Source organism: uncultured Caulobacter sp., assembly GCF_937900395.1.
Classification (GTDB): Bacteria; Pseudomonadota; Alphaproteobacteria; order Caulobacterales; family Caulobacteraceae; genus Caulobacter.
Map to the genome: position 1 here is coordinate 1 of NZ_CALCDX010000021.1, position 11,096 is coordinate 11,096.

17 protein-coding genes and 1 pseudogene are annotated in these 11,096 nt (G+C 68.7%); 8 read left to right on the forward strand and 10 right to left on the reverse strand.

Annotated features, from left to right (window positions below; all coding sequences use genetic code 11):
* The coding region (locus tag Q0379_RS01670) for a class I tRNA ligase family protein (RefSeq protein ID WP_299003630.1) at nucleotides 1-613 on the reverse strand (613 nt) is incomplete at its 3' end.
* Nucleotides 614-747: 134 nt separating this feature from the next.
* Nucleotides 748-1,275: a DUF3576 domain-containing protein gene (locus Q0379_RS01675; protein ID WP_299003632.1), complete on the reverse strand. Its 528-nt coding sequence runs from the start codon at nucleotides 1,273-1,275 to the stop codon at nucleotides 748-750.
* A gap of 254 nt (nucleotides 1,276-1,529) precedes the next feature.
* On the opposite strand from Q0379_RS01675, the gene Q0379_RS01680 reads away from it, so the two are divergent.
* Nucleotides 1,530-1,940, forward strand: coding sequence for an NtrZ family periplasmic regulatory protein (locus tag Q0379_RS01680; protein WP_299003634.1), 411 nt, complete (start codon nucleotides 1,530-1,532; stop codon nucleotides 1,938-1,940).
* Nucleotides 1,941-1,946: 6 nt separating this feature from the next.
* On the opposite strand, the gene Q0379_RS01685 is transcribed toward Q0379_RS01680, so the two are convergent.
* The gene (locus Q0379_RS01685) at nucleotides 1,947-2,567 is read right to left on the reverse strand and encodes a thiamine phosphate synthase (RefSeq protein WP_299003636.1); all 621 of its coding nucleotides are present in this window, start codon (nucleotides 2,565-2,567) and stop codon (nucleotides 1,947-1,949) included.
* A 13-nt stretch (nucleotides 2,568-2,580) separates the two neighbouring features.
* Between Q0379_RS01685 and Q0379_RS01690 the strand changes: the two genes are divergently transcribed.
* Complete coding sequence (locus tag Q0379_RS01690; protein WP_299003638.1) at nucleotides 2,581-3,234, forward strand: YggS family pyridoxal phosphate-dependent enzyme; 654 nt, start codon at nucleotides 2,581-2,583, stop codon at nucleotides 3,232-3,234.
* A 186-nt stretch (nucleotides 3,235-3,420) separates the two neighbouring features.
* Here the strand turns inward: Q0379_RS01690 and Q0379_RS01695 are convergent, their stop codons facing one another.
* On the reverse strand, nucleotides 3,421-3,930 hold the full coding sequence (locus Q0379_RS01695) for a L,D-transpeptidase family protein (protein ID WP_299003640.1): 510 nt from the start codon (nucleotides 3,928-3,930) through the stop codon (nucleotides 3,421-3,423).
* Nucleotides 3,931-4,005: 75 nt separating this feature from the next.
* On the opposite strand from Q0379_RS01695, the gene Q0379_RS01700 reads away from it, so the two are divergent.
* On the forward strand, nucleotides 4,006-4,692 hold the full coding sequence (locus Q0379_RS01700; RefSeq protein WP_299003658.1) for a response regulator transcription factor: 687 nt from the start codon (nucleotides 4,006-4,008) through the stop codon (nucleotides 4,690-4,692).
* Between the two features lie 65 nt (nucleotides 4,693-4,757).
* On the opposite strand, the gene secB is transcribed toward Q0379_RS01700, so the two are convergent.
* Nucleotides 4,758-5,258 carry a protein-export chaperone SecB gene (gene secB / locus Q0379_RS01705; protein WP_299003642.1) on the reverse strand — a complete coding sequence of 167 codons (501 nt, stop codon included), beginning with the start codon at nucleotides 5,256-5,258 and terminating at the stop codon, nucleotides 4,758-4,760.
* A 195-nt stretch (nucleotides 5,259-5,453) separates the two neighbouring features.
* On the opposite strand from secB, the gene timA reads away from it, so the two are divergent.
* From timA to Q0379_RS01725, 4 genes are read left to right on the forward strand one after another with little or no spacing between them, the layout of a single operon-like run.
* Nucleotides 5,454-6,083, forward strand: coding sequence for a TIM44-related membrane protein TimA (timA, locus tag Q0379_RS01710; RefSeq protein ID WP_299003660.1), 630 nt, complete (start codon nucleotides 5,454-5,456; stop codon nucleotides 6,081-6,083).
* A complete protein-coding gene (locus Q0379_RS01715) occupies nucleotides 6,084-7,283 on the forward strand; it encodes an MltA domain-containing protein (RefSeq protein WP_299003644.1) in 1,200 nt (399 codons plus the stop codon). It begins immediately after the preceding gene.
* Nucleotide 7,284: 1 nt separating this feature from the next.
* On the forward strand, nucleotides 7,285-7,854 hold the full coding sequence (locus tag Q0379_RS01720; protein WP_299003646.1) for a Smr/MutS family protein: 570 nt from the start codon (nucleotides 7,285-7,287) through the stop codon (nucleotides 7,852-7,854).
* A gap of 20 nt (nucleotides 7,855-7,874) precedes the next feature.
* Complete coding sequence (locus Q0379_RS01725; protein ID WP_299003648.1) at nucleotides 7,875-8,168, forward strand: hypothetical protein; 294 nt, start codon at nucleotides 7,875-7,877, stop codon at nucleotides 8,166-8,168.
* 22 nt (nucleotides 8,169-8,190) lie between these two features.
* Here the strand turns inward: Q0379_RS01725 and Q0379_RS01730 are convergent, their stop codons facing one another.
* The 5 genes and pseudogenes from Q0379_RS01730 to Q0379_RS01750 all read right to left on the reverse strand — a co-directional run.
* Nucleotides 8,191-8,517, reverse strand: a complete 327-nt coding sequence (locus Q0379_RS01730; RefSeq protein ID WP_096052996.1) for a phosphoribosyl-ATP diphosphatase — start codon at nucleotides 8,515-8,517, stop codon at nucleotides 8,191-8,193.
* Complete coding sequence (gene hisF, locus Q0379_RS01735; protein ID WP_299003654.1) at nucleotides 8,514-9,296, reverse strand: imidazole glycerol phosphate synthase subunit HisF; 783 nt, start codon at nucleotides 9,294-9,296, stop codon at nucleotides 8,514-8,516. The genes Q0379_RS01730 and hisF overlap by 4 nt, the downstream gene beginning before the upstream one ends.
* Nucleotides 9,296-10,030 (reverse strand): 1-(5-phosphoribosyl)-5-[(5-phosphoribosylamino)methylideneamino]imidazole-4-carboxamide isomerase, encoded by a 735-nt coding sequence (hisA, locus tag Q0379_RS01740; protein ID WP_299003656.1) that lies wholly within the window; start codon nucleotides 10,028-10,030, stop codon nucleotides 9,296-9,298. The genes hisF and hisA overlap by 1 nt, the downstream gene beginning before the upstream one ends.
* Nucleotides 10,018-10,779 carry an imidazole glycerol phosphate synthase subunit HisH gene (gene hisH / locus Q0379_RS01745; protein ID WP_299003662.1) on the reverse strand — a complete coding sequence of 254 codons (762 nt, stop codon included), beginning with the start codon at nucleotides 10,777-10,779 and terminating at the stop codon, nucleotides 10,018-10,020. Before hisH ends, hisA begins: the two co-directional genes overlap by 13 nt.
* Nucleotides 10,756-10,854, reverse strand: a pseudogene (locus Q0379_RS01750) (ribose-phosphate pyrophosphokinase-like domain-containing protein); the annotation flags it as partial. The pseudogene Q0379_RS01750 and the gene hisH, both read right to left, overlap by 24 nt.
* Nucleotides 10,855-10,919: 65 nt before the next feature.
* On the opposite strand from Q0379_RS01750, the gene Q0379_RS24100 reads away from it, so the two are divergent.
* The coding region (locus tag Q0379_RS24100; protein WP_366519284.1) for a type II secretion system protein GspG at nucleotides 10,920-11,096 on the forward strand (177 nt) is incomplete at its 3' end.

The window sequence follows — 11,096 nt, forward strand, 5'->3', positions numbered from 1 at the left end:
CGTCGATCAGGGCGTCGGCGTAGTCGGTGATGCGCAGGAACCACTGGGTCAGCTTGCGCTTCTCGACCGTCGCGCCCGAGCGCCAGCCTTTGCCGTCGATGACCTGCTCGTTGGCCAGGACGGTCATGTCGACCGGGTCCCAGTTGACCGAGGCTTCCTTGCGATAGACCAGGCCGCGCTTCAGCAGGCGCAGGAACCAGGCCTGCTGCTTGCCGTAATATTCCGGGTCGCAGGTGGCGAACTCGCGCGACCAGTCGACCGAGATGCCCAGCGCCTTCAGCTGCTCGCGCATGGCGGCGATGTTGTCGTAGGTCCAGCCCTTGGGGTGGACGCCGCGCTCCATGGCCGCGTTCTCGGCCGGCATGCCGAAGGCGTCCCAGCCCATCGGGTGCAGGACGTTGAAGCCCTGGGCGCGCTTGTAGCGGGCCACCACGTCGCCCATGGCGTAGTTGCGCACGTGGCCCATGTGGATGCGGCCCGAGGGATACGGGAACATCTCGAGGACGTAGTATTTCGGACGGCCGTCGTTGATCTCGCCGGTCTTGAAGACGTCGGCCTTCGCCCAGGCTTCACGCCACTTGGGCTCGGTGTCTTTGGGATTGTAGCGGGCCATCGGAAACCAGGTCTTGGATGCAGGAACGCGCCCCGGGAGGCGCGGCCGCGTCAAGAGTAAGCGGTTTCGCGGCCGGAGCGCGCAGGAATATGGGTAATCAGGGTCTCCGCCGCGAGGCGAAGACCCTTCGGGCCTTAGCCCTTGATGTTCGAAAGTCGAAGCTGACGGGCGCGGGTCAGGATCGCGTTTTCGATGTCGGTGGCGGTCTGGTCGGCGACCGGGGCGTCGACCCAGTTGCCGTTCACGTCCTTGGACTGCTTGAACACCGTGACGTTCAGGCCGTCGGCGCGCAGGCGGGTGTCCAGGATGTACACCGTCGCCTTGAAGCGTTCGGCCGGGGTTTCCGGGTTCACGTACCAGTCGGTGATGATCACGCCGCCGTACGGATCGGCCGAGGCCAGCGGCATGAACGCCAGGGTGTCGAGGCTGGCGCGCCACAGATAGCCGTTCACGCCGATCGAGCCTTCGCTCGCCGGACCCTTGTTCCCGCCGCCGAAGCGCTTGAAGGGGTTCAGGCCAGGCTCGTCGCTCTGGGTCGAGAAGGTCTTGGGAGGCTTGTTGCTGCTGCAGGCCGACACGCCCAGCATCGACAGAGCCAAGACGCCCGCGGCGACGCCGCGCATCACAGACCCACGCTCAAACGCCATAGTACCTCGCTCCAATGTCTCGCCGGCGCGACTTGCGCACTCCTGGCGCGCCCCCGCAGCCGGGAGCCGGTCTATAGCATGGCTGCGCTGCCTCAAAACAGGAATCGCGTGACCTCACCGCCACACGAGTCGATTGAATCGTACAATACGGCCGTAAGTGCGACCAAAGGCCGGTTGACCGCGTTTCGGCCAAGCCTTTAATCGAAATTCAAAGGGGCTCTTCCTATATGGGATGGGCGGGGACAACTGAGTACAGGCGGCAAATAGCGATGGTCGCGAAGCGTTTCTTCCTGGCGGGGACTGCCGCGCTGATCCTGACGGGGTCGGCGTCGATGGCGTTCGCCCAGGCCAAGCCGCACGCGGTCGCCCCTGATTTCAGCGTCAAGAACGACTTCACCAGCGCCGCCGCCGGCGTCCAATACCCGCAGGATGACAAGCGCACCCTGCGGTGGGACGCCAAGAAGGGTCGCTGGGGCCTGAAGCTGGACCTCGACCAGCCGTCCAGCCGCGAAATGGAAATGCAGGACGTCCAGGCCGGCGCCTACTTCAAGGTCACGCCGTCGATCCGCGTCGGCGGCGCCGTCAGCCTGGGTGAATCCAACCCGGCCCTGGCCGCCCGCAAGGCCCAGCAGCCCGAGGCCGCTCCGCGCGTCCGGCTGGAAACCGCCTTCAAGTTCTAAACCGGGTCAGCCCGCCAGGGCTTCGACCGCCGCGATCCCGACAATTCCGCTTTCCGCGAGCTGGCCGACCGTGCCCGCCCGCACGCCGCCCAGCGCGTAGACGGGCAGGGGCGTCGCCCCGACCATGTCCTTCAGACCTTTGAGACCCAACGGCTCTCCGGCCGAAGGGCTGTTACTGGGAAAAACGGGCGAGACGATCACGGCGTCCGCGCCCGCGCGCTCGGCCGCTCGAACGGCGGCTAGGTCGTGCGCGGCCACGGTGATCAGGTAGCGGCCGTGCTCCGCGCGCAGTTTCGGGATTTCGCCGGCCAAGCGCTCGGGCATGTGCAGACCGTCGGCCCGAACGCCTTCGGCAAGACCAGGATGCGCGCCGACCAGCAGTAGGAGTCCCCGCGCATCGGCGATGGCCCGCAGCCGGCGACCCTGCTCGACGGCGTCCTCGGCGCCGAAGGCCCGGAACACGATCCCAGACCCCGACGGCAGGCGCTCGGCCACGGCCTCGGGCGAGGCGACGCGGGCGGGATCGGTGAAGAACAGCAGGTTCGGCAGCACGCGGTCGCGCACGGTCCTTGGCGGAAAGGCCGCCGCCGTCCTAGACAGGACGTCCAGTTCGCTGTCGCCTCGCAAGGCCGCTCCTTCCATGTCCCAAGCCCTCGCCGACATCCAAAGCCGCATCGCCGCCGCCGAGGCCCGCGCCGGACGGGCGCCGGGCTCGGTGACGCTGGTGGCGGTCTCCAAGACCCAGCCCTGGGAGCATATCGCGCCGGTGCTGGCGGCGGGACAGAAAGTGTTCGGCGAGAACCGCGTCCAGGAGGCGATGGAGCGCTGGGGCGACCGACGCGAAGGCCTGGAGCTGCGCCTGATCGGCCCGCTGCAGACCAACAAGGCGCGCGAGGCCGTGGCCTTCTTCGACGTGATCGAGACCGTCGACCGCGAAAAGCTGGCCCGCGTGCTGGCCGACGAGATCCAGCGGGCCGGCAAGGCGCCGCGCCTCTACGTCCAGGTCAATACCGGCGAGGAGCCGCAGAAGGCCGGCGTTGCGCCGGGCGAGGCCGACTCCTTCATCGCCGCCTGCCGTGGGACCTACGGCCTGACGGTCGAGGGCCTGATGTGCATCCCGCCCTTCGACGCCGATCCCACGCCGCATTTCGCGGCGCTGCGGGCGATCGCCCAGCGCAGTGGCGTCGAGAAGCTCTCCATGGGTATGAGCGACGATTTCGAGATCGCCGTCGCCGAGGGGGCGACCTCGGTGCGCGTGGGCTCGGCGCTGTTTGGGGTTAGGAACTACGGCTGAGCAGCTTCAGGATAGATCCAGATCTCGCCTCCCCAGGCCTCGTGCCTGGGGCCCAGCGTTCAGCAGGCTTTGAGCTGGCCGGAGTTCATCGCGCTGGCGGCGATCTCTGACAATCGCCACGCCAAGCTGAACCATGGGTCCTCGCCACAAGGGCGAGGAAGGCAGGGTTGGAACGGACCTCGCGACTTAATCCCCCACGATCTCCACCGCATCCCCCGGCTTGGCCGCCGCCAGCACCGCTTCCAGATCCGCACGCGCCAGGGCCACGCAGCCCTCGGTGCCGGGATAACCCTCGCGGGCCAGGTGCATGAAGATCGCCGAGCCCATGCCCGGAACCGGCGGGTCGTCGTTATGGCCCAGGATCACCACCAGGTCGTAGACGGCGTCGTCGCGCCACATCCGCTCGGCGCTGGCCGGGTAAGGCAGGGTGACGGGACGGTTGTAGTTCGGATCGCCGGGCGCGTCGCACCAGCCGTCCTGAGCCTGCGTCGCGCGAACGGGCAGGCGGGTCGTGGGGCCTTGCGTATAGACATCCGGGCGGTACCAGACCTCGCGGATCGGCCAGACGCCGACAGGGCTCTTGCCATCGCCCTCGCGCTTGTTCTTGGCCGCGATCGCGCCAGCCTTGCCGATCGCGCAGCGCAGGGTCCGGCCATCGAGTTCGAAACGACCATCAGCGTGGGCTCGTAAAAGCATGGAGACGTCGACTCCCGGACTTAAGGCCTTGCCCGGGGTTGTCCCGGAGGGCCGCAGCGGTGCATGTTTCGCCTTATGGCGCAACGCAAGACCCTTCTGCTGATCGACGACGACGACGACCTGCGCGGCGCCCTGGCCGAGCAGCTGGCCCTGCACGAGGAGTTCGCGGTCAACGAGGCCGCCAGCGCCGGCGAGGGCGTGCGGATATCGCGCGAGCTCAAGCCGGACCTGATCCTGCTGGACGTTGATCTGCCCGACATGGACGGCCGCGAAGCCTGCCGCCTGATGCGCAAGAACGGCGTCACCGCGCCGGTGATCATGCTGACGGCGGCCGCCAGCGACAGCGACACGATCCTGGGCCTGGAGTCCGGCGCCAACGACTATGTGACCAAGCCCTTCCGCTTCGGCGTGCTGCTGGCCCGCATCCGCGCCCAGCTGCGCAGCTACGAGGCGTCGGAAGACGCGCTGTTCCGCATCGGTCCGTACGAGTTCCGACCCTCGGCCAAGCTTCTGGTCGACGAGAAGCAGAAGAAGGTGCGGCTGACCGAGAAGGAAACCAACATCCTCAAATACCTCTATCGCGCCGGCTCCAAGCCCGTGTCGCGCGAGGAGCTGCTGACCGAGGTCTGGGGCTACAACGCCGGGGTCACCACCCACACGCTGGAAACCCACGTCTACCGCCTGCGCCAGAAGATCGAGCCCGACCCGACCGTGGCGCGGATCCTGATCACCGAGATGGGCGGCTACCGCCTGCAGCCCTAGGGCCAAAGAAGAAGGGCCCGGCCTTGCGGCCGAGCCCTTCTCGAAAACAAACTCAGATCAAACGCTTACGCGTTGCCGACCTGCTGGCCTTCGGCCTGGGCCTTGCGCGCGGCGTAGACGCCGGCGAAGTCGATCGGGTCGATCAGGAACGGCGGGAAGCCGCCCTCGGCCGTCACGTCCGAGATCAGGCGACGGGCGTACGGGAACAGGAAGCGCGGGCACTCGATCAGCAGCACCGGCTCAAGGTCTTCCTCGGGCACGCCGGCGATGTGGAACAGGCCGCCATAGACCACCTCGACGTGGAACACGGCTTGCTCGTCGCGCAGGGCGCGGGCCGAGAGCTTCAGGTCCACCTCGAACAGGCCGTCGGGACGGCCGCGGGCGTTCATCTCGACGCCCATGTCGATGGCGGGCTGGGCCGCGCCGGCGCGCAGGCTGTCGGGGGCCAACGGGTTCTCGAACGAGAAGTCGCGGACGAACTGGGCCAGGATGCGGACGCCCACTTGGCCAGCGGCGTCTTCCGAAGTCGCCTCGGGGGCGCCGGTGGGGGCGGAGGTGTCGGTCATTAGGACAAAATCCGTGATCGGCGCGTAAAAACGCCTTGAGTAAGGTGCGCGCTGCTACCATGAGGGCCCGTCTGGCGCAACGCCAGGCGCCTGACGAGAGCGCGCGTCTCGCCTATATAGGAAAGACACGGGGCGTTCGCCCGGTTCGGAGAGCCTTTTCCGAAACCGACGAGCGTTCGCCGACCTAGATATTCCCTGGGCCTCGAAAGCCCGTCGCCGGACCTTGAAGTGTTTCAGATCCTGTTCCTCGCCGCGGTCGCCGCGATTGTCCTCTATCAGCTCTACGCCACGCTTGGGCGTCGGGTCGGTCGTCAGCCCGAGGACGCGTCCGTCAAGGCCGGCCCCGCCGGTTCCGCGCCGATCGCCAGCGACGCCCATCCGGTGCTTCGCTCGGAGGGCCTCGCCGCGCTGAAGGCCCGTCAGCCCGACTTCGACCCGATCAAGTTCATGACCGGCGCGCGCACCGCTTACGAGCAGATCGTCACCGCCTATGCCGCGGGCGATCGCGACACGCTGAAGCCGCTCCTCGCGCCCGAGGTCATGGCCAATTTCGAGCAGGCCATGACGGCGCGCGAGGCCGCCGGCCGCACCGAGAAGGTCGAGTTCATGGCCCCGCCGCGCCTCGATCTGGAAAGCGTCGACCTGGTCGGCGACACCGCCAAGGCGGTGGTCCGTATTCTGGCCGAGGTGCGCACCCGCACCAAGGACGAGCGCGGCGAGGGTGTCGATGATCGCCGCACCGCCGAGCTCTGGACTTTCGAGCGCGAGGTCAAGAGCGCCAATCCGAACTGGCTGCTGTCGTTCGTCGCCGCCGCCGAGGCGTAGATGATCCGCATCCGGGCCGCTTCGAGCGCCATCGCCCCCCGTCTCGCGATTTCTGGGGCCCTGGCGGCTTTGCTGCTCAGCGCCTGCGCCAGCGTGGTGACGCCGCCGCCGCCGATCGCCCCGCCCGCGTCGCCGCCGGTCCAGACAACGCCTCAGCCGCCAGCTCCTCTGGCTCAGCCGCCGGTCGCCCAGCCCGCGACCGTATCGTTCTTGGACCTGCCGGGCTGGGCTCAAGAGGATCATCTGGCGGCGCTGAAGGCCTTCCAGGCGGGCTGCGGCGTGTCGAAGGACCCGGCCATGATCCGCGTCTGCGACCTGGCTCGGGGAATGAGCGGTTCGGACGCCGCCGCGGCCCGCGCCTTCTTCGAAGCCAACTTCCAGGCCCAATCGGTCGGCGACGACGGCCTGCTGACCGCCTATTTCGCCCCGCAGTACCAGGCGCGGATGTCACGCAACGCCGAGTTCTCGGCCCCCGTGCGCCGTCTGCCGGACGATCTGGTCGTGCTGGACCTCGGCCCCTTCGAGCCCGCCCTGATCGGCAAGAAGGTCACCGGCCACGTCGAGGGCAAGACCTTCGTCCCCTATCCCGACCGCGCCGAGATCGAGGCCGTTCCGACCGACAAGCCCCTGGCCTGGATGCGGCCCGAAGAGCTGTTCTTCCTGCAGATCCAGGGCTCTGGCGTGCTGGTCCTGCCTGACGGCCGCCGGGTGCGGGCGGTGTTCGCCGGGACCAACGGCAAGCCGTTCGTCGGCATCGCCTTGGCCATGCGGGACAAGGGGCTGCTGCCCGACAACAATACCTCCGGCGACGCCATCCGGACCTGGCTGGCCGACCATCGCGGGCCCGAGGCCGACGCGATCATGCGACTGAACCCGCGCTACGTGTTCTTCAAGATGGCCGAGGACGACGGCAAGGAGCCGGTCGGCTCCGCCGGCGTGTCCCTGCCGCCCGGCCGCGCCATCGCCGTCGATCCCAGCCGCCACGCCTATGGCGCGCTCTACTGGCTGGACGCCAGCGCCCCGGCCCTGGCCGGCGCCTTCCCGGCCTATCGCCGCCTGGCGGTGGCGCTGGACACCGGCGGGGCGATCAAGGGCGACGTCCGCGCCGACCTCTACATGGGCACGGGTCCCGAGGCCGGCGCCGAGGCCGGACGGGTGCGCCACGTCCTGCGCCTCTACCGCCTCGTCCCGAAGCCGTAAGGTGAGCAGGAAGCCGCCGCCCGGACCGGAGGACGACAGGCGCCTTTGGCGCCTGGTCGCCTCGACGGTGACTCCGCGCGCCCCGGTGAAGCCCGAGAAGATGCGGTCCAAGGCCCGCATCCGGCCGTCGCTGAAGTCCGACACCGCCCTGCCGGCCGAACCGCCGACGCGGCTGGCCTCGATCGCGCCGCTGCGGGTGCGGCCCGAGGACCTGAAACCGGTCGCGCCCAAGCCGCTCAAGGGCCCGGCGGGCCACATCGAGCCCAATCGCAAGCTGCGGATCGTCAAGGAGCGCGACCCGATCGGCGCGCGGCTGGACATGCACGGCCTCGACCAGGACCAGGCCCGCGCGACGCTGGAGGCCTTCATCCGCCGCTCGTTCAGCCAGGGTCACCGGGCGGTGCTGGTGATCACCGGCAAGGGCAGGGTGGGGCAGGGGGTCCTGCGAACCCGCACGCCCGAATGGCTGGCCGACCCGTCCCTGCGCGAGATGGTCGCCGGCGTCTCCACCGCCGACCGCCGCCACGGCGGCGAGGGCGCGCTGTACGTGGCGCTGAAGCGGCGGGTTTAGCACCTAGGAGACATAGCTCCATGACGACGTTCCAATGGATCTTCGCCGTCGCGGCCGCGCTGGCGCTTGCGGCTTTTCTGGAGCTATTTGGACAATGGCTTCTGGCTCGAATAGTCGCTGGCCATACGGCTGGCGCAGGCGCTCTGCGAGCGGCCCGTTTCGTTTTCTTAGCCGTCTTCGTCTTCTATTCAGTGGCTCGAACCATGACGCCGGTTCTCGACGTGCGCATACCTCCGCTCGCATTCCTGTTCGGACTGTTTGCGCTATGGGTCGTCGTTGGCGGTCTCATCGCAAGGCGAACCGACCGTTCATGAGCATCCGCTAGAGGAAAGCCGCTCAGCTCTTCCGCGACGCCTTCTCGGCGATGCCCGAAGTCCCCTCGCGGGCTTCCAGCTTCTCGGCCACGGCGTCCAGCGAGACGCCCGAGGCGGCCATCAGGGCCAGCCAGTGGTAGAGCAGGTCGGCGCTCTCGGCGGCTAGCGCGTCAGGACCCTGGGCCACGGCGGCGATCACCGTCTCGACGGCTTCCTCGCCGAGCTTCTTGGCGGCTAGGGCGGGGTCGTTCAGGAGCTTGGCGGTATAGGACACCGACGGATCGCCGCCCTTGCGGGCCTCGATCGTGGCGGCCAGGCGTTGCAGGACGTCGGTCAGGCGCTGGCTCATGCGACTTCCTTCAGGGCGTCGAGGCGCACCGGGATGCCGGCCTCGGCCATGGCCCGCTTGGCCTCGCCGATCGAGATCTCGCCGAAGTGGAAGATCGAGGCGGCCAGCACGGCGGCGGCGTGGCCGTCGCGGGCGGCTTCCACCAGGTGCTCGGTCTTGCCGGCGCCGCCCGAGGCGATCACCGGGACATTGACCTCGGCCGTCACGGCCTTCAGCAGCGGGATGTCGTAGCCGATCTTGGCGCCGTCGCGGTCCATCGAGGTCAGCAGGATCTCGCCCGCGCCGCGCTCGACGACCTTGGCGGCCCATTCGACCACGTCGATCCCGGTGTCCTTGCGGCCGCCATAGGTCCAGACGTTCCAGCCCGAGCCGTCCTCGCGCGCCTTGGCGTCGATGGCCACGACCACGCACTGGGCCCCGAAGGCGTCGGCGCCCCCGGCGATCAGGTCGGGATTCTCGACGGCGGCGGTGTTGACCGAGACCTTGTCGGCGCCGGCCAGCAGCAGGCGGCGCATGTCCGAGACCTGCCGCACGCCCCCGCCCACCGAGACCGGCATGAAGCAGACCTCGGCGGTGCGCGAAATGACGTCCAGGATCAGGCCCCGGCCTTCGCTGGAGGCGGTGATGTCCAGGAACATCAGCTCGTCGGCGCCGGCGGCGTCATAGGCCCTGGCCTGCTCCACCGGATCGCCGGCGTCGCGCAGGGAGACGAAGTTGACCCCCTTGACCACCCGCCCGTCCTTCACGTCGAGGCAGGGAATGATCCGGGTCTTCAGCATCAGGCGGCCGCCGCGATCAGGGCTTCGGCCGGCCGGATCGTGCCGGCGTAGAGCGAGCGGCCCAGGATCGCGCCGGCGATCTCGACCCCCTCGCGGGCCTTCAGCCGCTCGATGTCGGCGACCGAGGCGACGCCGCCCGAGGCGATGACGGGGATCGAGACGGCGTCGGCCAGCTCGCCCACGCCCTCGACATTGACGCCGGTCAGGGCGCCGTCGCGGCTGATGTCGGTGACGATCAGGGCGGCGACGCCGACGTCCTCGAAGCGCTTGCCCAGGGTGATGGCGTCGATGTCCGACAGGCCCGTCCAGCCGTCGACGGCGACCTTGCCGTCACGGACGTCGACCGCCACGGCGATCTGCTCGGGCCACAGGCGGGCGGCCTTGCGGACCAGGTCCGGGTCGTGGACGGCCACGGTGCCGAGGATGACGCGCGAGACGCCGGCCTCGATCCAGGCCTCGACGCCTTCCAGCGTGCGGATGCCGCCGCCCAGCTGCACCGGGATCGAGATCGACTCCAGGATCTGCTCCACGGCGGCGGTGTTGACCGACTTGCCTTCGATGGCGCCGTTCAGATCAACGACGTGCAGCCACGAGAAGCCGTCCTTGACGAAGCGCTGGGCCTGGTCGGCGGGCGAGGTGTTGAAGACCGTGGCCTTCTCCATGTCGCCGTGCAGCAGGCGCACGCACTGGCCGTCCTTCAGGTCGATGGCGGGATAGAGGATCATGGGCGCCATTCCAGGAAGTTGGCGAGCAGGGCGAGCCCTGAGGCTTGTGACTTTTCGGGGTGAAACTGTACGCCCGCGACGTTGTCCTTTGCCACCGCGGCCGTGAACGGTCCACCGTGGTCGGTTGTCGCGACGACGTCGGCCGGATCGGCGGCGTGCAGGGCGAACGAATTGGCGTAGTACATGTGGGCGCCGTCCTCGATGCCCTTGAACAGGGCATGAGCGCGCGTGAAGGCGATCGCGTTCCAGCCCATGTGCGGGATGGTCAGGTGCGGATCGTTGGGCTCGAGCTTCCTCACCTGACCCTTGATCCAGTCGAGGCCCGGGGTCACGCCGAACTCCAGGCCCTCTGTGGCCAGCAGCTGGTGGCCGACGCAGATGCCCATGAACGGCACGCCCCGGCCGTGCACGGCCTGGTTCATCGCCTCGTAGACGCCGGTGGCGTCCAGACCGGCGCGGCACGAGGCGAAGGCCCCGACGCCGGGCAGGAAGACGCGGTCGAAGAAGCCCTTGAGGATCGCCGGATAGCCGAAATTCCAGACCGGGAAGCACAGCACCAGCGCCTCCGCCGCTTGGACGCGGGCGACATAGCCGGCAACCGGATCGGTGTTCGTGGCGAGGTCGTGATAGCCGACACGCTCGGCCCGGCTCAGCACCGGATCGAAGCCCTCGGCGTGGAGGTCGAGCAGGAGGATCCGGTTGCCGTACGAGGCGGGGGGGATCGCCGAGAACAGGGCGGCGCGGGTCTTCGCGGTCACGACCTCGCCGGGGTGGACGGCCCGCTCCATGGTCGCGTAGCCGTAGTACGGGACGACGAGGGTGAGGCGGCGGGCGCCGCAGCGGCGGCCGCAACGAACGCGGCGGCAGCGTCCTCACCGCCATCATCCTCATCGTCGTCGTGATCCTGGGCATCCTTGCCACCATCGTTGTCCCCCAGTTCGCCAACGCGACCAAGGACAGCCAGGCTGGCAACATCAAGGCCCAGATCAAGTCGATCAGCAACCAGCTCGAGCTCTACAAGGCTCGCGTTGGCACCTATCCGACCGTTGCCGAGCTCAATCAGGCTCCGACGTCT